Source organism: Sinorhizobium sojae CCBAU 05684 (assembly GCF_002288525.1).
GTDB classification, from domain to species: domain Bacteria; phylum Pseudomonadota; class Alphaproteobacteria; order Rhizobiales; family Rhizobiaceae; genus Sinorhizobium; species Sinorhizobium sojae.
Window position 1 is genome coordinate 685,419 of the sequence record NZ_CP023068.1, and the last position, 21,926, is coordinate 707,344.

The window sequence follows — 21,926 nt, forward strand, 5'->3', positions numbered from 1 at the left end:
AAGGGAGGCGAAGCTGTCGGGACAGCTTCGCCTCCCGAGGGCCAATTAGGCCGGACCGATTTTCTTGATGGCGTTAGCGACACCATTGATCTTGGTGATCTCGGTCGCAACCTGCAAGCTCTGCGCGGTCGCTTCGTTCTGAGCGGCCTTGAAGCTGGAAATGGCGGCTCCAATGCCGGCGTCGAGAGTGGAAGTGCTTGCCATAGCAGTGTCTCCTTTTTGAATTGGCGAGACGAACGCTATTCAGAAATAAGTAAGAGTCAAGATAGCATTGATAATATTCAGTTAATTCGCAATATAGATATGATGTTCGCTTTATGTATATTTAGCACTACTTAACATTGTTTTCATCGTGTTTCCAAATGCGATTTCCGTTGCATTTTATGCATTAACGTTACTCTATAATGAACGAGTGCCGTTCTATGACGAGCGGCCAGGCAATGCTAGTACGCGTCTGTTGTCGCCTGAACGGGAAGTATCAGAATGAGACTGCATCGGTTGCTCTACGCCATTCTCGCTTTATCCATGCCGGCCGCGCTGGGCGAGGCGAATGCGCAGTACGTGCGGCTGGAAGTCGTTTCGCAGCCTCTCGCGGACGTCGTCGCCACCCTGTCCTTCATGTCCGGAATTCCGGTGACCACCATCGGGTCACTTTCCGGAACGGTCGAGAACTTGTCGGTGAAGGACGAGGGCATCGCCGCCTTTGCGGCGCTTGGCCGGGCCAGCAATCTGTTCGTCGCCTATGATGGAAGCCGCGTGATTGTCGCGCCGAAGAGCGAAGTCGAGACTGTCGTGCTAGAGCGGGGAGGGCGTAGTTGGAGGTCCGCCCGAAGCGCCGTCGATGCACTCTTCCCGCTCTATCCGGAAGACGCCATCGTGCATGATGCGGAAAGCGACGTCTTGATCGTGCGCGGACCTGCTGCCTTCGTCGAAGCAATCGAAAAGCTGCTCAGCCAGTCCGGAGGCGAAACGGTCCAAGTCATCCGCGGCGGTGTGCTGGAGGCCGTACCGCGCTCCAACTTCAACTGACGCATGACACCCAATCTCGGGAGGACCGAGCCGAAGCGCGTTTGGACCGGAGCGCCGTCGTATGAAAGATTCTGCCGCTTTCGCGCAGCTTTTACGGATCCGCAACATGCGGGCGGACAATTTCGGGCGCGAACTGGCCCAACTTCAGCGGCATCTGGCGGAGCTCGACGAACGCCGGCGGGATGTCGAGGTGCAACTGCGGGAGTCGGAAACCCGCGCGAGTGCCGTGCTCGCAAATCTCCTCAGGCCGGGCCGCCGTGTCGAGGGCTGGGAGCTTGAACGCGCCGCGGAAGACGAATTGGCGTTGCGCAAAACGAGCGCCGCACTCGCCCGTCGGCGCGATGAACTCGAACGGGAGCGTGCGGCCGTCGAGAAAGAGATCGCGCGGTGTGAGCGGGATCTGCAGCGCGCCAGGAAGACGGCGCTGCGCACTGAGCTTATGGAGGAGACAGCCCGGGAGCCGCCGCACTAAGCTGGCGGGCTGTCCGCAAGCCTGCATTCACAGCGCGAGAGCGGCTTTTGCACGTCTGAAACAACGCGCGGCGCTGAGGCGCCTGCCCTCGGGCAGTCTGTGGCCGGCGCACCGCGATCTAATGGTGGTTTCGGGAGCCGGTTCCCTTTTGTAAAGCGGCGTCGTTGGGCGCGTCTGTCGCTAGACGATCCGGGAAGAGGTCGTTGATCTTGTAGGCGACCTCGGTCCTGTTGCTCGCATTGATCCTCTTCATGATGTTGCGGATATGCACCTTAACGGTGCTTTCGCGGAGATTGAGTTCGTGCGCGATCATCTTGTTCGCCTTCCCGCGGCGCAAGGCCTCCGCTACCTCCACCTGACGATCGGTCAAAATCCCGGCATAGGGTCGTGTGGCCATACCGCCCGGTTCGAACAGATGACGCATCGCGAAGATGCTGCTGGCCGGCACAAAGATGCCGCCTGCCATGGATAGCAGGATCGCTTCGAGGCAGACATCAATGCTGACAGAGGAGGGGATGTAGCCCTTCGCCCCATATTCCAGCGCCTTGAGGACCTGCGTGAGTTCGTCGGTGTCGGTCAGTAAAATGACAGGTGCAGGTGCAAGTTCGGTGACGAGATTGCGGATCTCCTCTTCCATGTCTGGATCTTCGAGCTGTCTTTCCGCGACGTTCAGCAGCACTGCGCAGGGAGACGGGCCGCCTTTCCGTTGCCTCTCCCATTCCTCCGCCGAACCATAGGTGAGCACATCGCGCGCCGGCCTCGCTGCGGAGATGTTCTGCGCCAGGCATTCACGCCTGAGTTCGCGCCTGTCGATGATGACGAGCGGCTGGTCAGGCGGCCGACCGGCTGTCGTCGACAAGGCGTCTGCGGCCCGCAATCTCAGAGGGCGAACAGATGCCGGATATTCGTTTCCATCCCCTGTGCCTGATGAGTTCATCGTCCTGCCCTCAAGCACCTCGCTTATGTGTTCGTCCTGTCCGAGATTTCCGACCTTGCGGACCGATTGGACCGCAAGAAAATAGAAATCAGGAATCGAAAGGTACTATGATTAATCGCATCATAGAATGACCAAATTGGGACGTTGAGGAAGGTATCAAATATTGTTTCTATGTAACTGCGGAGTTCATCTCTATTCTCTTCTGTACCTCGGATGTATAATCTCCGAGGTATTTCCCCATCCCCTTGAGGTATGCGAGGCACGATTGCATCGCACTGCGCCGCATCGTGTGCCGGTATTTCGATGGTCGCGCTCGGGTGTTCCGCCTGTGGCAGACCGGCCGCCGCAGCCGGATAGTGACGCGAGTTGCTGCCGCCGGATAAGCTGACGCGCGACCTCCTCCAGGAGGGGCGACCGGTGCATCGGAAGGATGGGGATGATTTCCGCCGTGAAAGGATATTTGTGAAGGCCACTTCATTTTTAGGCGAAGTTCCATTAGATTATCGATTGTAGTTTTGCCAATTTGTCATTGTTCTGTGGTCGTTTACTCTGATATTAACCTGCGTCCTCACTCAAAGGTATTAATTAAAAAGAATTACCGTGAGTTTTAGTCGGGGAATATTCGCCTGTTAAGCATGAATTATTTCTGTCTTTTTTCGCGGTGGCGAAAATTTTCATAAGAGGATTATGTGATGGCTTCATCGGTGTCGACGTTCGAGAAAGTTTCGGTATTTGCGCGGGACCCGTCGGGAGCGCAAGGCGGATCGAGGGACGGTCCAGACGAGAACGGGGTTCAGGAGGAAAAGATCGGCAAACGATGCCTCATCGTGCTCGACAGCAGGGCCCTTGACCGCGAATGCCTAGCGAGGACCCTGACCAATCACGGCCTGGGCATGGACGTGATCGCGTTCAGCTCCATTGAAGAATGGCGCGAAAAGAAGGATCGTTGCCAACCGGTTGGAGCCGTCCTTCTCAATATTGGCGCGCGGAAGGTCACCGAGGTCAGCCCGGACATTTCGAAGCTCGCCTCTGAATTTCGTCCCATACCGGTCGTGGTTCTGTCGGACAATGACGACATCGCCCAGATATTGAAGGTGCTCGAATCCGGCGCCCGGGGCTACATCCCCACATCCGTCGGGGTAGAGGTTTGCATCGAGGCAATTGGGCTGGCGATCGCCGGGGGGACATTCGTTCCGGCGAGCAGCATTCTTGCCGTGCGGCACCTGATCGAGACCGGAAAGCAGGAGCCGGCGCCGCTCGCGGGGATGTTCACACTGCGCCAGGCGGAAGTCGTGCAGGCTTTGCGCAAAGGCAAAGCGAACAAGATCATCGCCTACGAACTCAACCTCCGCGAAAGCACGGTCAAGGTTCACATTCGTAACATCATGAAGAAGCTGAAGGCATCGAACCGGACCGAGGTGGCCTACAAGCTGAACGATCTGTTTGCCGGCGATGCGGGCTACTCGTGACGCGCATGATCACCTAGCCCCGAGTCGCTGCTGCAGGGACGCGGCTACTGCGTGTCTTCATCCTTACATCGACCTCGGTTTAAGGATGAAGACATTCAGCAATCTACAGCGATCTTTGCGGGTCTGATAAGACGCGCGGACCGGAAGGCCTATGGCCTCGTCCGTCCTTTCCTCGCCTGCGACGGCGCGTGACCGTAGCTCTTACGGTAATCGCTTGAAAACCGGCCCATGTGGCGGAAACCCCATTTCCGAGCGATCTCGGAAATGGAAACCTCGAGTACCCCTTCCATCAGTTCCCGGTGCACGGCCTCCATCCGCAATTGCGTCAGATAGCTTGTCGGCGATGTTCCTTTGAAGCGCCTGAAGCCCTCTTGCTGGGAACGGATGCCTATGCCTGCCGCCTCGGCGATCTGCCCGATGGACAGTGCACTTGATAGGTTGGCATGCATGAACTCGATGGCGCGTTTCACGTGCCTCGGCGATGGCAGCCACTCGCCCTGGCTCAACGAGGCTGAAAATCGATGCGGTATTGTATCGACGAGCAGGCTGATGAGGGTCTTCGAAAGATGGTCGAGGGTATGGGGCATGCCCTCGACCACGGTATCCGGACCCAAGCTTTGTGCCATGACCTGCGCCAGTCTGAAGAATATCTGACCGCTGCCGGCTTCGAGGTCGAATTCGGTCTTGAAGTCCAAAGATCCTTGAACGGGACGTTCCAGGACGGTGCTGATGTGGCGAATGAGGTCGCTTTGATCAAAGATGATGGAGAGGTGACGTCGAGCCGAACCTGAGTCAACCTGTTGCCGTCGAGCACTGCGCCTTTGCCCGTTTCGGAATAGAGGGTTCTTCTTCCGATATCGATAGAGGCCGATCCCTCGAGGGGAAACAGGACCAACAGCTTCGGGACCTCGTTTTTCTGGCCGAGGCGGAAGCTGCCGCGAGATTGCACACGGCTGAAGGCGGCACAGCCTGCGGCAATGAACCGTAGCTGTATGAGAGATCCGCCTTGCGAGGCATCTGAACGTTTACCGGCCCTATGCAGCGCGCGAGAACGTCCGCGACCTCATCGGCGTCGTTGCCGATGTATGAAAGCTTCATTCCGGTTCGCTGTCCCGACATCGTTATGGTCTCAGGCAAATAGATGTAACCGCCCGCGAGCCGGTCTCTCTCGGTCGGTCGCTAGCTCCGTAGTTATAGGATCGAGTTCTTAGCACGTCCTGCCAAAGCGGGTTTGCGCGATGCTGGCCACCGTGGAGACAACTGCGCCCTGCGATCGGGATGCGTCAGACGATTGCAAGGGAGCCCCGATGGAAGCGGTGACGCGCCCTTGTATGCGTGTACGGCTTCTCGCCGAGTGCCCGAGCCGACTTAACGGTTGGGCACCGCGGTTTCGCGTCTGATGAAACTTCCATGTTCGCTGCCGTTCAAGCCATCCCGTTTTTTGTTATGTTTGTTGCGAGGGCCTTATGTAGCCCGATGCCGGAACAGGGAACAAAGTAAGCTGTTCCGCTGGTGGGGCAGTTCGATCAGTGAGGCTGATGCACGCAGCCGTTGCGAGTGCTGCCCTTTCCCTCTACCCGCGAATTGCGTAAAATAGCGCCCGGAGATCCGTGAGGCATGAGCGCGACCGGACAGCGCCCGTCGGAAACGAGCACCGAAGAGCCTGGCATCCGGCTCTTTCTGTGCGGCGACGTCATGACCGGGCGCGGCATCGATCAGGTGCTGCCCGCTCCGTGCAACCCGGCCATATACGAGACTTATCTCCGCTCCGCCGTCGACTATGTTCGACTTGCGGAGAGGGCCCATGGGCCGATCCCCTGGCCCGTCGACCTGTTCTACATCTGGGGCGTGGCGCTCGATGAATTCCGGCGCGCGCAGCCGCACGTGCGAATTATCAATCTCGAGACGGCGATCACTCACAGCAGCGATTACGTTGCCAAGTGCATCAACTACCGGATGAGCCCAAAGAACGCTTCCTGTCTTGCGGCCGCCGGCATCGACTGTTGTGTCCTGGCGAACAATCACGTGTTGGACTGGGGGGGTGCCGGGCTCCTTGAGACATTGTCGACACTGGACGATCTGCGGATAGGGAGGGTTGGTGCCGGGCGCGACCGGGCCGAGGCCGAAGCGCCAGCCGTGCTCGATGCCGGTGGCGAAGGTCGCGTCCTGGTCTTTGCACTGGCGATGCCGACGAGCGGGACGCCTGCTGGCTGGGCCGCCGGACCCAGGAGAGCGGGGGTGAACTTTCTGCCGGATCTTGCCTCGGCGCGGGTGCATGAGGTCGCGGAGCAGATCGTGGGCGTGAAGCGTCCGGGCGATGTGGCGATCCTGTCGCTCCATTGGGGGCCCAATTGGGGCTATGAAGTGACCGCGGCCGAGCGACAATTTGCACATGCGCTCATCGATGAGGCCGACGTCTCGGTTGTCTACGGACACTCTTCGCATCATCCCAAACCGATCGAGGTCTATCGCAATCGGCTGATCCTCTATGGCTGCGGCGATTTCATCAATGACTATGAAGGCATTGCGGGCTATGCGGATTTCAGGGGAGATCTGCGACCGATGTATTTCGTTCGAATCGATCCCGTCTCCCGCGATCTGCTGGCGCTCGAAATCGTTCCGCTCCAGGCGCATCGCTTCCGCCTGGTCTATCCCTCCACACGGGATGTCGAGTGGCTTCTGGCGAGGCTGGAACTTGAATGCCGGTCCCTTGCAACCGGTGTGAAGCGGCAAGACGACGGTACGATTGGTCTCACCTGGCCGCGAGCCTAGCGATATAGCCCGAAGTCATGAGCCTGACCGACTCCTATGGGTTAGAGCGGGATGCAATGGAATCCGTATAATATCGCTGCACTCGAGGGGTGGTCTTGCCGCCTTCTTCTCGCGGCTTCGATCGCACAAGGCTGGGCATCGGATTGGCAGTACAGCCAGCATATCCTCAGACAGATGCGGCTCGTATTCGGAAGGGGCCCGTCATGAAGACGTTTTTCACGGCAGTTCTTGCATGCGCGATGACGGCAGGATGTATGGAGACCGGTCGATATGTCAGCCTGTCCGGCTATGCCTACCAGACCGACCCAACCTGCATACGTCGGCAGCCGCCTTCGAAGTTCGATCCGCGCTGCGACGAGCCGATACTGGGCTTTTCAGGCTTCACTCCACCTCCCACCTTTGGGAACGGACTTTGATACATCGCACAGTTGGCCCTAGACCACGGTAATGACGCTTGGACCGCGATGCATGTGAAGACGATCGCGTCGCGTTGCGCTATGGTGGTTGTCCATGTCGAAGGAAACTGGGCAGCCGGCTTCACCTGCCGCAGTTGACGGGCAGGCTTCCAACGCTCGCGACGTGATTGCGATCGTAACGGAGTTCGTACGCGAGCTGCACTCGCAGGGAGCCCACTCCATCGAGATCGCTCCATCGAGCCGGATCGAACGCGATCTCGGCATCGACAGTCTTGGCCGCACGGAATTGACCTTGCGGATCGAGCGCGTCTTTCAGGTGAGATTGCCGGCTGGTGCCGTGTCCGAAGCAGAGACGGTCGCCGATCTCGGTCGGGCCTTGGAGCAGGCGCGCCCGGCGAAGAGGCGCGGCGCCAGCCGCAAGCGCACGGCGCCCGCTCTGCCGACCGTTTCCGCGCCGACCGCGGCGAGCACGCTCGTCGAAGCGCTCGAATGGCACGAGAAGCAGCATGCCGACCGGCTGCACCTGACCCTGTTGGAAGATGAGACCGCCACGCTCGGCACTCTCTCCTATGGAGGGCTTGCCACTCGCGCTCGGCGGGTCGCCGCTGCCCTCGTCCTTCGCGGTGTCATGCCGGGCGATCGGGTCGCCTTGATGCTCCCGACCAGCCTCGATTTCTTCGTCGCATTTTTCGGCATCCTCTACGCCGGCGCCGTCCCGGTGCCGATCTATCCCCCGACGCGCCTATCCCAACTCGAGGAGCACGTGCGCCGCCAAGCTGGAATACTCGGCAATGCCGGCGCTTGCCTGCTCATCACCATGCCGGAGGGAAGGAGGCTCGCTGGACTGCTCAAGGCGATGGTGGAGACGCTGAAGGCGGTCGATTGCGTTGCGGACATGGAGAGTGCGTCATCCGAGAAAGAATTGCCCGGGCCGGCTGATCCGGGCGCGGCCGCGCTCATCCAATATACGTCCGGAAGTACCGGTGACCCAAAAGGCGTCGTGCTCAGCCACGCCAACTTGCTTGCGAACATTCGCGCAATGGGCGAAGCCATGCAGGCTGGCTCGGACGACGTGTTCGTCAGTTGGTTGCCGCTCTATCACGATATGGGACTGATCGGCGCATGGCTGGGCTGTCTCTATTACGGCGCTCCGCTCTATGCGATGTCACCCTTGAGCTTTCTCACGAGGCCGGAAAGCTGGCTATGGGCGATGCACAACTACCGGGCGACCTTGTCGGCATCGCCGAATTTCGGGTTCGAGATTTGCCTCAACAAGCTGTCGGACTCCCATCTTGAGGGCCTGGACCTGAGCTCCCTGCGGATGATCGCGAACGGGGCCGAGCCCGTGAGCGCCGCTACTCTGCGCCGCTTCAGCGAACGCTTCGGGCGCTTCGGCTTGTCCGCGTCGGCCTTGGCTCCGGTCTACGGGCTTGCGGAGACTTCGGTCGGCCTTGCCTTTCCGCCGCTCGGACGGCCTCCCCTGATCGATCGGGTCGACCGCCAAGCGTTGAGCACGCGGGGCATCGCGGAGGTCGCTAACGCGGAAGACCCGGCGCCGGTTGAAATCGTCGCATGCGGCCAACCCCTGCCGCGTCACGAAATCCGCATCGTCGACGATGCGGGCCGCGAGCTTGGCGAAAGACGGGAGGGCAAACTCGAATTCCGTGGTCCTTCCGCGACGGCAGGCTATTTCCGCAACGAAGAGCAAACGCGCGCGCTCTTTCACGGCGATTGGCTCGACAGCGGCGACCGCGCCTATATGGCTGGAGGCGATGTTTTCATCACCGGACGCGTCAAGGACATCATCATCCGTGCCGGGCGCCACCTCTATCCGCAGGAGATCGAGGCGGCCGTAGCAGCCGTACCTGGCGTACGCAAGGGAGGGGTCGCCGCGTTTGGCCAGACCGATAATGCATCGGGCACCGAGCGGGTGGTTGTCATCGCGGAAACGGCTGAAACCAATCCGGATGCTCGCGCATCCATGCAGGAGCGCGTGATCGCGGCCACGACCGACGTCGCCGGCAGTCCCGCTGACGAGGTGGTTCTCGCACCGCCGCGGTCCGTACCAAAGACGTCGAGCGGCAAGATCCGCCGCGGCGCTGCGAAGGCGCTTTACGAGGACGGGCGCATCGGGTCGGACAGCCGAGCCCTCCCATTGCAACTGTCGAGCCTGATGATGCTCGGTATCGGTACGCAGATGCGGCGGCTAACGCGGCTGCTGAAGGAGCTGCTCTACGCTGCCTGGTGGTGGGCAGTACTCGGCCTGGCACTGTCGACCGGCGCGGTCGCCGTCCTCGTGCTCCCCCGGCTCTCCTGGCGCTGGCATGCCGTCCGACGGGTCTGCCGTGCAGCACTTGCCGTCATGGGGGTTCCGCTTGCCACCAGCGGCGTTGATCGCGTTCCGAAGGAAGGGGCAATGCTTGCCTTCAATCATTCGAGCTACTTCGACGCACTCGTGCTTGCGGCGATCCTGCCCGGCGAGCCGGCGATCGTCGCCAAGAGGGAGCTTGCCGGCCATCTCCTTGCCGGCCCGCTATTGCGCCGTCTCGGAATTCCATTCGTTGAGCGCCACGATGTGTCGGGAAGCCTTGAAGATGCCGGGACATTGACGAGTCTGGCCCGAGAAGGCCGCGTCCTCGTCGTCTTCCCGGAGGGCACATTCTCCCGCAGGCCCGGCCTCACCGGCTTCTATTTGGGGGCGTTCAAGGTGGCGGCGGCCGCTGGTCTTTCTATCCTGCCTGGTATCATCCGGGGAACACGATCCGTGCTTCGAGGCGAGCAATGGTTTCCGAGACACGGTGCGATCAGCGTCGAGATTGCCGACGCGGTGGCGCCGAAGGGAACGGATTTCGAGGCCGTCCTGAAACTGCGCGATGCCGTCCGCGACGCAATCCTCAGCCGCTGCGGCGAGCCTGATCTCGGCGGCTTGGCTAAACCCGAGCCACCCCATGGGGTCCAAGTCGGCCAGTAAAATGGAGCTGCGTCGCGTAGGACGCACAAAAGCGCGCTTTGAACCTGCGCATCGCGCTTTCGAAATCGGGTTCGATTTTCCGGCCGATGCGCTAGCCCACGGATCGGGAAGTCGGCAGGTCGCGGATGAGCTGAACGAACTCCTGCCATTCTGTCGCCGCCCAGATTTCCGTCGTCGCATGGCCGAAGGTGCGGATTATGGCCGCGACCTTGGTTGCGGCGGTGTTGTCGGGCGCCGTGAATATGTCGAGATAGTCTGCAGGGCCGAGGATGGCATAGTTCGCCTTCCACTCGACTTCGGGACACTCCCGGCGGATGTGCTCGGCGATCTCATCGCTGAGGTTCTCGATTGATTGCGGCGATTTCATCGCCTCGGGGCTGAGCCGCGTCAGCATGATGAACGTTGCCATGGCTGCCGTCCTTCCTCTGATTTTCCGGACGCCGTCGCGCAGAGTTGCCGGCCGCGATGATCGACGGTCTCTGCGGCGGACGTTTCGTAGTGGCTAACCACGTTGCCTCCGCTTGGTTCCCTCGCTGCCTCGGCGCGGCCCGTTCAGCGCACAACTACGACCGAGCAAGGGGCGTGCTGGACGACCTTCTGCGATACGCTTCCAATGAGCAATCCCCGCAACCCGCCGAGCCCTCGGCTGCCGATCACGATCAGGTCGGCGCCGATCTCGTCGGCCACGGCGAGAATGGTCTCGGCATAATCGCCGGGCTCGACGCGGGTGTCGACGGTGCCGACGCCGAGGCTCCGGGCGTTTTCGGCAGCGTCGCGGGCAATGTGGTCGCCCAAGACGGAAACCGCTTGCGGAATATCGCCCTGCGACTCCTGGAAAAACTCGTTCATCGAAGCGGGAGTACGCCCGAGTTGAGGCATGGTATAGGCCGAGACGCGGCGGACCAGATGTTCTGCATCGGCAAGACGGGTTGCCTCTTCAGCTCTGAGGCCATGCAGAATGACGTGAAGAACCGTGAGTCGCGCATTGAGGGCCTTAGCGAGATCCGCTGCCATCGTTACGGCCTCGCGGGCCTGGTCCGATCCATCGGTGGCGACAAGAATGTGCTTGGTCATGATACTCTCCTCCATTCTCGAGAGTCTCGCGCGAGGCCGGCGGAATTCAATGATTCCGGCCAAAAAGCCAGGGACCGGCGAGCCCAGGATCGCTCAGAGGGCTTCCGGCTCCGAAAGCAGTTCTGACAGGCGGGCGAGGAACTCGGCCGCCCGTGGCGCGTGGCTGACCCTGTGATCGCCGGCGACCGTCACCTGGATCACCTGCCGAACGGAGACGGTATCGGCGATTGCCCAGGGGCGCGGCGCGGCCGTGCCGCAGGCGATGATCGCAACCTGGGGCGGGTGAATCAGCGGAAAGATGCTGTCGGCTTTGCCGTTGCCGAGATTGCTCAGGACGACCGTCGCGCCCGCTGTCTCCGTTCCACTCAACCGACCGAGCTTGGCACGTGGCGTCAGATCGGCGATCGCCTGCATCAGGTCGTCGACGCTCCTTGAGTCCGTGTCGCGGATCGTCGGTGCGACAAGACCGCCGCCGCGCAGCGGTGTGGCGAGTCCCATATGGACGGCGGATGATGGCCGGAACCCCCCCTCGCGGTAATGGCCGTTGAGCTCCGGCACTTCCTTCAGCGCGAGTGCCACCGCCTTCATCAGCGGTGCCAGATAGAGGAGCCGGTCATTGCGCCGCCGGCCGGCGTTCTCAGCCTCCACCCAGTCGAGGAGCGGCGTGGCGTCGATGGCATGGGAAACCCAATAATGCGGAATTTCGCGATGGGACCGCAGCATGGCGGCACCGGTTGCCTTGCGCAGGTCTTCGCGAGCGGACCACCAGCCCCGCCTCGACATTTGTTGCTCCTGGCGATGGTCGCATGGGAACTCGGCCGTGCCGCCGACTCCGTTCGCTTCGGGCCACACGGGGGGAAATCCGTGTACCGTAAGCATCCCACCCCTGTACTGCCATCCGGCAGACGCGCGCTCTGTCGGGCGTGGCCACACCGTGGACGGCCTTCCGGACCCGCGCCGCTCATAGGGATGTCTTGCGATCGTGCCTCTCGTCTTGGCGGCGCGCCGTGGGCGATCGGCTTCCTCGGGGCTGAAAATGGTCGCCAGAACGGCTCCGACTTCGATCTGCCGCCCAGGCTGAACACGCTGCTCTCCGATGACCCCCTCATCGAAGGCTTCGATCTCTATAGCGCCCGTCCGCGTCTCAGCGATGGCAATTACATCGCCCCGCTTGATGTGGTCGCCGGGTTGCTTGAACCACTCGACGAGTGTCGCGGCCTCGACTTCGGCCGCAAGCGTCGGCATCTTGAACTCGATCATCGTCGCATCGCCTTCCTGACTTGCGCAATGTCTCGTCTGACGCACGCACAGGCGGATGGCCCGCACGGGCGGCGGAATGTCCTGCCGGCATCCGGTGCTTTCGGCAAGACGCCGAATAATAGCGATCCGCGGTGCGCTTGACGAGATCGCTTTGAATGGCGTCACCGGCCGTGCCCATTGCGACCGTCTCCGACACCAAATGGCACCATTTTCCTGCTATGATATGCGTATCGAGGCCAAGATGACACCAAGGATCGATGGGCCATGGCCGCAGAACGAGCCGATGTGATCGAAGTCGAGATTCCGCCCCACCGATTGCCCGGCCTTCTTCGCCTGCCGGGAAGCCCGCGCGGCGTGATCGTGTTTGCGCATGGCAGCGGGTCGAGCCGGCAAAGCCCCCGCAACACCTATGTGGGCGAGGCCTTGCGGCGACGGGGCTTCGCCACGCTGCTTTTCGACCTCTTGAGTGAGAGGGAAGCTGAAAACCGCGCCAATGTCTTCGATATTCGTCTTCTCGCCGACCGGCTGGTAGGCGCATGCAAATGGGTTGCGATGACGCCCGATACCCGGGGGCTGGCGATCGGCCTTTTCGGGGCGAGTACCGGCGCGGCTGCCGCTCTTGAAGCGGCCGCAGAACTTGGCGATCGGGTGTTTGCGGTGGTCTCACGAGGTGGTCGACCGGACTTGGCAGCGGCGGTGCTCGAAGAGGTCGGCACGCCGACGCTGCTCGTCGTCGGAGGGGACGACGAGGATGTCCTCCGGTTGAACCAGTGGGCATTGGCGAAGATCGCCGGCCCGAAGAGGCTCGAGATCATCCCGGGCGCGACCCATCTCTTTTCGGAACCGGGTGCGCTCGACGCGGTTATCGAGGCAGCGGCGGACTGGTTCGACACCCATTGTGGCGGCCGAGACGGCAAGGACAAATAGCGGAGGTAGCGCCGTGCGTTATTCGGACCGCTCGGAGGCGGGAAAACAACTGGCAAAGGCGCTCGAGCTCTATCGCGGGCAGGATGTAGTCGTGCTCGCGCTGCCGCGCGGCGGCGTTCCGGTGGCGTCTGAAGTCGCCGCTCACCTAGACGCGCCGCTCGACCTCTTGCTCGTGCGCAAGATCGGGGTACCGTGGCAGCCGGAGCTTGCGATGGGAGCGGTGATAGACGGCGACAGGCCGGCGATCGTGCGTAATGAGGAGACGATCCGTCTCGCCGGCGTGACCGACGCCGAATTCGAGAGCGTCTATCAAAGTGAACTCGCCGAAATCGAGCGCCGGCGTCGTCTTTATTTCGCAGACCACCCGCCTGCGGCGATCGCGGGGCGCGTCGTCATCGTCGTCGACGACGGGATCGCGACCGGGGCAACGGTAAAGGCGGCGGTGATCGGGCTCAAATCGAAGCAGCCGGCTAAAATCGTGGTCGCCGTCCCGGTTGCGCCGCCGGACGCCGTTGCGGAATTGGAAAAGGTAGCGGACGAGGTGGTATGCCCGCTTCAGCCGAGAATGTTCGGCGCCATCGGTTTTTTCTATCGCGATTTCGAACAACTGACCGACACGGACGTCATGAACCTTCTCGCCGGGAGGTCGTGAGCTCTCCTGCGGGTGGAGGGGAAGGCGGCGTCACTTCAGGGTCGACGCCAATCGGTGGATATGCTGCGCCCCTATCCCGCAGCAGCCGCCGATGAGGGTCGCGCCGGCTTCGGCCCATTGGCAGGCGAAGCGGGAATAGCTGTCGGTGGTCAGATCGTTGCGGGTGTCGTGCAGCGCTTCATTGGCCGCGCCGTCCTCCTGATCTCCCTCCAGGGCGTTGGCATAGACGCCTACCTCGATCGATACGCCTTTCTCGCGAACAACGGTTCTGGCTAACTGAATCGCATCGCCCATTACCTCGGGACGGCTGCAATTGAAGAGGAGGGCGGCGGCACCGGAACCCGCTGCCCAGGCGGCCGCCTGCCCGACGGGCTCGCCGGAACGCAGCCGCGGCCCGTCACCGTCGACTGCGCCAACGTCGTCGGCCAGGGTGAAGGAAATCCAGAAGGGCTTGCCCGACGCTTCGACTGCGACGCGCACGGCTTCCCCTTCGGCGATGAGGCTCAAGGTCTCGCCAAGCCAGACATCGACATGGGGTGTCAGGTTTTCAACTAGGACGGCGAGATAGTCCTGCACCCGTGACCCATCGAAGCGCTCGGGCTCATAGGAGCCGAAGATCGGCGGCAGGGAGCCTGCTACGAGGATATTGCGTCCACTTTCGGCGTCTGCCGCCGCCCGCGCGAGCCTGCCCGAAAGATCGATCAGCGCGGCCCCCTCGGAGCGAAACCGTTCTTCGCCGATGTGGAAGGGAACAAGTGCATAGCTGTTAGTGGTGATGACGTCCGCGCCGGCTGCAATGAACTCCTCATGCACCTGCCGAACGATCTCGGGCGTTTCGATCAGCGCCAGGGCAGACCATTCCGGTTGCCGCAATTCGGCGCCCAGGCGGATCAGTTCCCGGCTCATGCCGCCGTCGAGGACGCGTATGTTCTTCATGTGATGCACGATCTTTCTGTTTGAACCTGTTGATTTATCGAATGATCACGGCCGCAGAGCCTGGTCGAAGTCCTCGATGAGGTCCTCGACGGCTTCAAGGCCCACCGAAAGGCGGAAGACACCGTCGCCGGCAAAGGCGCGATAGTCATCGAGCCCTGCCCCTTCGAGGCCGTAGGTCGATCTCATCATCTCGTCGGTATCGAGAAGCACGACGATGCTGCGCTGGTGACCAAGCGAGAAGGCGTAATGGGCCACCTTCAGCTTCCTCGCGAGCCGTTCGGCGACTGCGTGCGGGGCGGCGGTCTGGAACGTGATCATGCCGCCGAAGACCCGCATTTGGCGCCTGGCGAGCGCGTGTTGCGGGTGGCTCTCGAGCCCCGGATATGTGACGGCGCGAACCGCCGGATGCGCGGAGAGGAACTCGGCCAGCTGTTCCGCCGATTGCGAGACGGTGCGAATTCGCGGAAAGAGCGTGTCGATGCCGCGTAGGATCAACCAGGCATTCTGCGCCGCGAGTGACGCGCCGAGATAGACCCCGGCGCGGGATCGGATTTTCTCGATCAGCGCCTTGCTTCCGCAGATGATGCCGCCGAGAGCATCGCCATGGCCGTTGATGAACTTCGTCAACGAGTGAATGACGAGATCGGCGCCGAGCGAGGCCGGCTGCGTTGCGACCGGCGTCGCCAAGGTGGAATCGACTGAGAGCAGGGCACCCCTGTCGTGCGCGAGGCTCGCCACTGCGGCGATGTCCGTCAGCCGGAGGATCGGATTGCAGGGGCTCTCGCAGTGGACCAGCCGGGTGTTGGGTCGGAAGGCGGCGGCGACCTCCTGGATGCGCGACATATTCACCGCCGTGACTTCGACGCCGTAGTCGGGCAGGATGCGTCGCGCGAGCTCGCTGGCGCCAGCATAGCAGACGTCGCTGACGATCAGATGGTCGCCGCTTTTCAAAAGCGTAAGGAAGGTTGCGGCAATTGCCGCAACGCCGGTTGCAGTGGCCAGTGCCTCGTCCGTCCCCTCGACAGCCGCCATGCGCTGCTCGAGCTGCCGCACGGTGGGGTTTGTCCATCGTGCATAAAGATAGGGCAGCGCCGTCAGATCGGATACGCCATCGGCAGAAAAGGCGCCGTCGCCCGGGGTCAGCACATTGTTGACCGACATCGAAATACCCGGCGCGATAGCATGCGTCGCTGGATCGATCACAAGACCGCCATCGAGCGCCAGCGTCTCGGCGCGCAGGCTACGGCCCTTCCAGGGGGCCGTTTCGGCAGTGACCATGGACAGCGATGCCTCGGTGGAGATTTGGGCCTTTTCCATTGATTTCATGGATGCGACTCTATGTGAGCGGCGGTGCGATCGACGGCGAAATCGGGATGCCTGCCGCCGGAAATCCGCGCAAAGCGCAGCAATCTTGGTTGAAAAAACCGTCTTCGTCCGGTCGGGTGCGGGGGCTTCAGTCCTCTGCTGGCGAATGACCTATCGACGAATGGACACCTGTGCCTCGACGATCTTGAACGCACGGGTCACGAGGAGCGTCAGGAAAACGTAAAAGACCGTGACGACGATCAGCGGCTCATAGACAAGCAGTGTATCCTGGCGAACCTTGTAGGCCACCGCATAGAGGTCCATCACCGTCACGGTGAAGGCGAGCGGCGTCGCCTTCAATTGCAGCACGATCTCGCCGGCTATGGTCGGCAGTGCAATGCGGATGGAGCGCGGTAGCCAGATGCGTCGCAGCACCTTTGCCCGCGACATGCCGAAGGCCCTCGCCGCCTCGATTTCCCCCTTCGGCACGGCGAGCAGCGCACCGCGCAGCACCTCCGCTTCATAGGCTGCATAGTTGAGCGTGAAGCTCACTGCAGCGAAGAAGAACCCCTCGCGCAGGACCGGCCAAAGAAAGCTGGACCGCAGTCCGGGAACAAGGGGCAGCAAAGAGCCGACGCCGTAATAGAGCAGCCAGAGCTGGATGAGCAGCGGCGTGCCGCGCAGGCAGGTGCAGTAGCTGCGTGCCAGCCATTTAAGCCCGCGCGGGCCGTTGATCTGCGCAAGCGCCAGTCCGATTGCGAGGATGAACCCGAATACGACGGATATCACGAGCAGGAGTACGGTCTGTACAGCGCCGGCGGCCAGAAGCGGCCAATAGGTGGAGACCCAGGAGAAATTCATCGGCCCGCCTCACGCATTCTTTGCCTGGCCGCGGCGGAAACGCAATTCCAGCGAGCCGAAGATCACGTTGGATACGAGCGATATCGCCAGATAGAGTAGCGCGGCGGCGAAAAAGAACAGGAAATAGTGTTTGGTATTGCCAGCGGCGAGCCGCGTCGCCAGCGCCAGTTCCTGATAGCCGACAACCGCGATCAGGGCGCTGTCCTTGGTCACCGACATCCAGAGATTGGCAAGGCCGGGCAGGGCGTTGGGGATCAGCGCCGGCAGCACGATCCGGCGAAAACGCAGCGACGGACGCATGCCGAATGCCTTCGCCGCCTCGATCTGGCCGACCGGAATGGCGAGAATGGCACCGCGGAGCACTTCCGTCATGTAGGCGCCCTGGACGATCCCGAGCACCGTGACAGCCGCAACGAAACCGTTGATTTCGATAGGCGGAAGGCCTGCGGCAAGCAGGACGCGATTGATGCCGTCCGTTCCGGCGTAATAGAGCCCGACGATCAGGATCAATTCCGGGATCGCGCGGACGGCCGTCGTGTAAAGATCAAGGGCGATCACCAGCGGACGGCCGCCGGTCAGCTTTCCGAGCGCGCCGGCGAAGCCGATCAGGATGCCGATGCCATAGGCGCCAAGCGAGATGGCGATGGTGGACAAAGCGCCGGAAAGGAGAACGCCGCCCCAGCCCGGCGGATAGGGGGATAGCAATTCCAACAGGGAAAGCGCTGACGACATCGGGACAATCTGGCTTGGCGGGAAGGGGCGGGCGCGTTACGCGAGAGAGGCGGCCGGGCTCGGGCCCCGCCGCCGCCCCACCGGCAATCACTTGCCGTAGGGATCGAAGTCGAAATACTTCTTGGAGATCTCGTCGTACCTGCCGCTGGCGCGAACGGCGGCGATGGCCGCGTTGAGCCTGTCGCGAAGTGCCGTGTCTTCCTTGCGCACCCCGCCGCCAATGCCGACGCCGAGAATGGCCGGATCGTCCGCCACGTCGCCCATGTCAGCGCAGCAATCCTTGCCGAAGTCGGACTTCAAGAACTCGGCGAGCGGGATCGCATCGCCAAACACATAGTCGATCCGGCCGGCCGCAAGATCCTGGAAGGCCTCGTCGAGCGTCGAATAGGTCTTCTCCGACGTGTTCTCGGCGAAGTACTTCTTGAAATATTCGGACTGGATCGTCGAAACCTGGATGCCGATGGTCTTGCCGGCAACGTCGTCAGCCGTCGCGCCCGCCGCCGCATCCTTGGCACCGATCAGCTTGCTCGGCGTGTTGTAGTATTTGTCGGTGAAATCGATGGTCTTCTTGCGCTCGTCGGTGATCGACATGGAGGACCAGATCACGTCGAACTTCTTCGTCTCAAGCCCGGGAATGAGGCCGTCCCAGGACATGTCGACGATCGAGCACTGTTCCTTCATTTCCGTGCAGACCGCGTCCATCAGCTCGATTTCCCAGCCGACCCATTTACCGGAAGCGTCCTTGGTGAAGAAGGGCGGATAGGCCTCGTTCATGACGCCGAAGCGTACCTCCGCGCCGGCGTTGAGGGTCGATGCGGCAAGCGCTGCGCCTGTGAGCAGGATGGAAAGCAATTTCATTCGTGTTCCTCTTTCAGTTGTGTCTTGGCTGACGTGTTGCGGGAAACGGCGATCTCATGCCGACAGGGCGCCGGTGAACTCACGACAACGGGCGCTGAGTGGGGCCCCGAAGATCTGTGCCGGCGGACCTTGTTCCTCCACGCGGCCCTGATGGAGGAACATCACGTGGCTGGAAACATCGCGCGCAAATTTCATCTCGTGGGTGACGAGCAGCATCGTGCGGCCCTCTTCGGCGAGTTCGCGTATGACCTTCAGGACCTCGCCGACGAGTTCCGGATCAAGCGCCGAGGTGGGTTCGTCGAAAAGCATGACGTCAGGATCCACGCAAAGAGCACGCGCGATGGCGGCGCGCTGTTGCTGCCCGCCGGACAGGAAGGCGGGATAGGCGTGCCGCTTGTCGTAAAGGCCGACCTTGGCGAGCAGCGCCTCGGCGCGCTCGATCGCCTGTCTGCGCCCCATCTTCAAGACATGGACCGGCGCCTCGATGACGTTCTGGAGCACCGTCATATGGGCCCAGAGATTGAAGCTTTGAAAGACCATGCCGAGACCGGTGCGAAGGCGCTCGATCTGCCTCCAGTTTGCCGGCTGCGCCCGTCCGTCGGCGTGGGATCGCATTTCCACCTCTTCGCCATTGATGACGAAACGGCCGCAATCCGGAATCTCGAGGAAATTGATGCACCTTAGAAAAGTGCTTTTGCCGGCTCCGGACGATCCGATGATCGAGATGACGTCGCCCCGGTGCGCCTTCAGCGAAATGCCCCGCAAGACGTCGTGATCGCCATAGCTCTTGTGGACGTCCTCCACGAGCAGAGCGGGGACTGTCTTCTCAATCATTCCTGTCGTTCCCCGGGGGCTTCTTGAGCGTTTTCTCCTGAACATAGCGCGACCGTGTGCGGAATTGCCGCGCAATTACCTTGCCTGATGCGGAATTTACGCGCATACGAACCTCATTATGCGCGAACGCCGCGCTGGCAATTGATGGACTTGGCCCTGCACAACGTTGCAACCGGATGCTGCAGCAGGCTGAATGCGGGGGGTATATGACGGAGACATTGGATCAGTTCGACCGAAGCATTCTCGATATCGTGCAGCGCGATTGCCAGCTCAAGGCAGAGGCGATCGCCGACCGGGTGGGCCTTTCAGCCTCCGCGGTCCAACGACGGCTGAAAAGGATGCGTGAGGAGAAGGTCATAACGGCCGAGATCGCGCTCGTCGACCGCAAGGTTGCCGGCAATCCGATGACATTCATCGCCGGCATGGAGATCGAGCGTGAGAACTATGATGCGCTTGCGAAATTCCGCCTCTGGGCGGATAAGCAGGACCACATACAGCAGGTCTATTACGTCACCGGTTCCGTCGACCTGATTGCGATTATCACGGCGCAGGACGTCGGCCAGTACGACGAGATCACTGCCACCATCATGGCACACAACCCACAGATCAAGCGCATCCACACCAATGTCGTACTGAAGGATGTCAAGCTCGGACTGTTCGTACCCGTGGAAGGTTAGACTCAAGACCAAGCTTGTCCTTGCCGCGTTGACGCTGCCTCGGTCGACATCCTGCGCCACTCGTTGATAAGCATCAATGAGGCGCTACCTGCTGAAGCTCATCCTGTTGGGAGTTGGCCTCTCGTCGAGAGCCCTCCGAGTGGAGAAAGGGAAAGCATGTTGGCTGAGGATCAGTCGGAGGCGATCGCGTTTCTCGAGGAGCGTCGCGGATCGGATGAGGTCGAGCGGATCGAAACGCATATTTCCTATATCTTCCTTGTCGGCGATCGTGCCTTCAAGATGAAGCGCGCGGTGAAGCTGCCCTATGTCGATTTCTCGACGCCGGAGCTGAGGCTTCAAGCCTGTGAAAAGGAGGTTGCGCTGAATGCCGCCACAGCGCCCGGGCTCTACATCGGCGTTCGTCGGATCATGCGCAGCAAGGACGGCAGGCTCCGTTTCGATGAAGGGGAGGAGCTTGTCGATGCCGTCGTCGAGATGGTTCGTTTCGACCAGGGCGCGCTGTTTGACCGCATGGCCGTGAACGGCCGGCTCACGGTCGAGCTGATGACCCAAACGGCGCGGATGATCGCCCGCTTCCACCAGGCGGCGCCGGTCATCCACCAGGGCTCCGGCTCTGCCAACATTGCCGGCGTGTTGCGCATCAACGCCGCCGGCTTTGCCACGAGTCGGGTCTTCGGGACCGATGAACTTCGTGACTTCAACCGGGAGTTCGAAGAGAAGCTTGCGGTTCATGCGGCATTGCTCGATGCCCGCGAAGCCGCCGGCAAGGTCAGGCGCTGCCACGGCGACCTGCACTTGCGCAATATCTGTCTGATCGACGACGAGCCCCGGCTCTTCGATTGCATCGAGTTCAACGATCAGATCGCCACAGTCGATACGCTCTACGATCTCGCCTTTCTGCTGATGGACCTCTGGCATCGCGGTTTCCCGGAACTCGCGAACCTTGTCGCGAACCGATATCTCGACGACACGAATGACGAAGACGGCTTCGTGCTCTTGCCCTACTTCATGGCGACCCGAGCGGCGGTCAGGGCCCATGTCACCGCCACGCAGCTCGAAGAAAGCGAGGCGCACTCGAGCGAACTGGCAGCGCAGGCCCGGTCCTATTTCGAGCTCGCCCGTTCCTTGATCAAGGCAGCGCCGGCGCGGCTGATCGTGATCGGCGGCCTCAGCGGTTCCGGTAAGACCACCGTTGCGGAATTGCTGGCCGCCGAGTTCGGCCCACCGCCTGGAGCACGGGTCGTCGAAAGCGATCGCATCCGCAAAGCCATGCACGGCGTTCCGGCCGAGGAAAAGCTTCCGCCGGCCGCCTATCTTCCGGACGTCTCGGAGAAAGTTTACGGCAAAATGGCGGATCGGTCCTTGGCGCTCTTGCGGGCGGGCGCCTCGGTCGTTGCCAACGCCGTCTTCGACAGGGCGCCGAACCGCGCACGTATCGAAGCCGTGGCGCGGGAGGCCGGCGTGCCGTACACCGCTGTCTGGCTCGATGCGACTGCCGCGCTGCTTCGCCGGCGTGTCGCATCACGCAAGGTTAGCCCTTCCGACGCAGATCTCGAGGTTCTGACGCGGCAGCTCGCCGCCGCCAGTAGCGACGTCACCTGGCAAAGAGTGGATGCTGATCGGGACGCGAGAGAGATCGCGCGCGACATTCTCGGCCTGCAGCCTACAGCGCCGCGCGTTTTACCAGACGCGCAAAGGTCGCTGTAGCACCTTGAATCCCGCATGTCTCCTTATCGAGGTAGAT

At 61.7% G+C, this 21,926-nt stretch carries 21 protein-coding genes; 9 read left to right on the forward strand and 12 right to left on the reverse strand.

The window, feature by feature from the left end:
* Positions 1–45: 45 nt before the first annotated feature.
* Positions 46–204 (reverse strand): hypothetical protein, encoded by a 159-nt coding sequence (locus SJ05684_RS30050; protein ID WP_172901131.1) that lies wholly within the window; start codon positions 202–204, stop codon positions 46–48.
* A 279-nt stretch (positions 205–483) separates the two neighbouring features.
* Here SJ05684_RS30050 and SJ05684_RS20840 point away from each other — a divergent pair, with 279 nt between their 5' ends.
* Positions 484–1,029: a hypothetical protein gene (locus SJ05684_RS20840; RefSeq protein ID WP_034856934.1), complete on the forward strand. Its 546-nt coding sequence runs from the start codon at positions 484–486 to the stop codon at positions 1,027–1,029.
* Between the two features lie 61 nt (positions 1,030–1,090).
* Positions 1,091–1,501, forward strand: coding sequence for a hypothetical protein (locus SJ05684_RS20845; RefSeq protein WP_034856936.1), 411 nt, complete (start codon positions 1,091–1,093; stop codon positions 1,499–1,501).
* A 118-nt stretch (positions 1,502–1,619) separates the two neighbouring features.
* On the opposite strand, the gene SJ05684_RS31050 is transcribed toward SJ05684_RS20845, so the two are convergent.
* On the reverse strand, positions 1,620–2,438 hold the full coding sequence (locus tag SJ05684_RS31050) for a response regulator transcription factor (RefSeq protein WP_050980098.1): 819 nt from the start codon (positions 2,436–2,438) through the stop codon (positions 1,620–1,622).
* A gap of 692 nt (positions 2,439–3,130) precedes the next feature.
* On the opposite strand from SJ05684_RS31050, the gene SJ05684_RS20855 reads away from it, so the two are divergent.
* Positions 3,131–3,907 (forward strand): LuxR C-terminal-related transcriptional regulator, encoded by a 777-nt coding sequence (locus SJ05684_RS20855; RefSeq protein WP_034856938.1) that lies wholly within the window; start codon positions 3,131–3,133, stop codon positions 3,905–3,907.
* 149 nt (positions 3,908–4,056) lie between these two features.
* Here the strand turns inward: SJ05684_RS20855 and SJ05684_RS31200 are convergent, their stop codons facing one another.
* Positions 4,057–4,602 (reverse strand): helix-turn-helix transcriptional regulator, encoded by a 546-nt coding sequence (locus SJ05684_RS31200; RefSeq protein ID WP_502587501.1) that lies wholly within the window; start codon positions 4,600–4,602, stop codon positions 4,057–4,059.
* A 922-nt stretch (positions 4,603–5,524) separates the two neighbouring features.
* Here SJ05684_RS31200 and SJ05684_RS20865 point away from each other — a divergent pair.
* Complete coding sequence (locus tag SJ05684_RS20865) at positions 5,525–6,679, forward strand: CapA family protein (protein WP_034856940.1); 1,155 nt, start codon at positions 5,525–5,527, stop codon at positions 6,677–6,679.
* 510 nt (positions 6,680–7,189) lie between these two features.
* On the forward strand, positions 7,190–10,066 hold the full coding sequence (locus SJ05684_RS30055; protein ID WP_034856943.1) for an AMP-binding protein: 2,877 nt from the start codon (positions 7,190–7,192) through the stop codon (positions 10,064–10,066).
* 91 nt (positions 10,067–10,157) lie between these two features.
* On the opposite strand, the gene SJ05684_RS20885 is transcribed toward SJ05684_RS30055, so the two are convergent.
* The 3 genes from SJ05684_RS20885 to SJ05684_RS20895 all read right to left on the reverse strand — a co-directional run bounded on the left by SJ05684_RS20885 (position 10,158) and on the right by SJ05684_RS20895 (position 12,400).
* Positions 10,158–10,475 (reverse strand): GYD domain-containing protein, encoded by a 318-nt coding sequence (locus SJ05684_RS20885; RefSeq protein WP_034856945.1) that lies wholly within the window; start codon positions 10,473–10,475, stop codon positions 10,158–10,160.
* A gap of 143 nt (positions 10,476–10,618) precedes the next feature.
* A complete protein-coding gene (locus SJ05684_RS20890) occupies positions 10,619–11,140 on the reverse strand; it encodes a universal stress protein (protein ID WP_034856947.1) in 522 nt (173 codons plus the stop codon).
* A gap of 93 nt (positions 11,141–11,233) precedes the next feature.
* Positions 11,234–12,400, reverse strand: coding sequence for a dihydrolipoamide acetyltransferase family protein (locus tag SJ05684_RS20895; protein WP_034856949.1), 1,167 nt, complete (start codon positions 12,398–12,400; stop codon positions 11,234–11,236).
* Between the two features lie 264 nt (positions 12,401–12,664).
* Between SJ05684_RS20895 and SJ05684_RS20900 the strand changes: the two genes are divergently transcribed.
* Together SJ05684_RS20900 and SJ05684_RS20905 are read left to right on the forward strand one after the other, a co-directional pair.
* A complete protein-coding gene (locus SJ05684_RS20900) occupies positions 12,665–13,327 on the forward strand; it encodes a dienelactone hydrolase family protein (protein WP_034856953.1) in 663 nt (220 codons plus the stop codon).
* A gap of 13 nt (positions 13,328–13,340) precedes the next feature.
* Positions 13,341–13,979 carry a phosphoribosyltransferase gene (locus tag SJ05684_RS20905; protein WP_034856955.1) on the forward strand — a complete coding sequence of 213 codons (639 nt, stop codon included), beginning with the start codon at positions 13,341–13,343 and terminating at the stop codon, positions 13,977–13,979.
* A 30-nt stretch (positions 13,980–14,009) separates the two neighbouring features.
* Here SJ05684_RS20905 and SJ05684_RS20910 read toward each other — a convergent pair whose 3' ends face one another.
* The 6 genes from SJ05684_RS20910 to SJ05684_RS20935 all read right to left on the reverse strand — a co-directional run bounded on the left by SJ05684_RS20910 (position 14,010) and on the right by SJ05684_RS20935 (position 19,505).
* Positions 14,010–14,915, reverse strand: coding sequence for a homocysteine S-methyltransferase family protein (locus SJ05684_RS20910; protein WP_095694334.1), 906 nt, complete (start codon positions 14,913–14,915; stop codon positions 14,010–14,012).
* A gap of 45 nt (positions 14,916–14,960) precedes the next feature.
* Entirely contained in the window at positions 14,961–16,193 is a 1,233-nt protein-coding gene (locus SJ05684_RS20915; protein WP_034857104.1) for a trans-sulfuration enzyme family protein, read from the reverse strand.
* Positions 16,194–16,391: 198 nt separating this feature from the next.
* On the reverse strand, positions 16,392–17,081 hold the full coding sequence (locus tag SJ05684_RS20920) for an ABC transporter permease (protein WP_034856960.1): 690 nt from the start codon (positions 17,079–17,081) through the stop codon (positions 16,392–16,394).
* Positions 17,082–17,090: 9 nt separating this feature from the next.
* Positions 17,091–17,813, reverse strand: coding sequence for an ABC transporter permease (locus SJ05684_RS20925; protein WP_034856962.1), 723 nt, complete (start codon positions 17,811–17,813; stop codon positions 17,091–17,093).
* Positions 17,814–17,900: 87 nt separating this feature from the next.
* A complete protein-coding gene (locus tag SJ05684_RS20930) occupies positions 17,901–18,671 on the reverse strand; it encodes a transporter substrate-binding domain-containing protein (RefSeq protein WP_034856964.1) in 771 nt (256 codons plus the stop codon).
* Between the two features lie 54 nt (positions 18,672–18,725).
* Complete coding sequence (locus tag SJ05684_RS20935; RefSeq protein WP_034856966.1) at positions 18,726–19,505, reverse strand: ABC transporter ATP-binding protein; 780 nt, start codon at positions 19,503–19,505, stop codon at positions 18,726–18,728.
* 206 nt (positions 19,506–19,711) lie between these two features.
* On the opposite strand from SJ05684_RS20935, the gene SJ05684_RS20940 reads away from it, so the two are divergent.
* Both SJ05684_RS20940 and SJ05684_RS20945 read left to right on the forward strand, forming a co-directional pair.
* Positions 19,712–20,182: an Lrp/AsnC family transcriptional regulator gene (locus SJ05684_RS20940; protein ID WP_034856968.1), complete on the forward strand. Its 471-nt coding sequence runs from the start codon at positions 19,712–19,714 to the stop codon at positions 20,180–20,182.
* Between the two features lie 156 nt (positions 20,183–20,338).
* The gene (locus SJ05684_RS20945; RefSeq protein WP_050980099.1) at positions 20,339–21,889 is read left to right on the forward strand and encodes a bifunctional aminoglycoside phosphotransferase/ATP-binding protein; all 1,551 of its coding nucleotides are present in this window, start codon (positions 20,339–20,341) and stop codon (positions 21,887–21,889) included.
* Positions 21,890–21,926 lie beyond the last annotated feature (37 nt).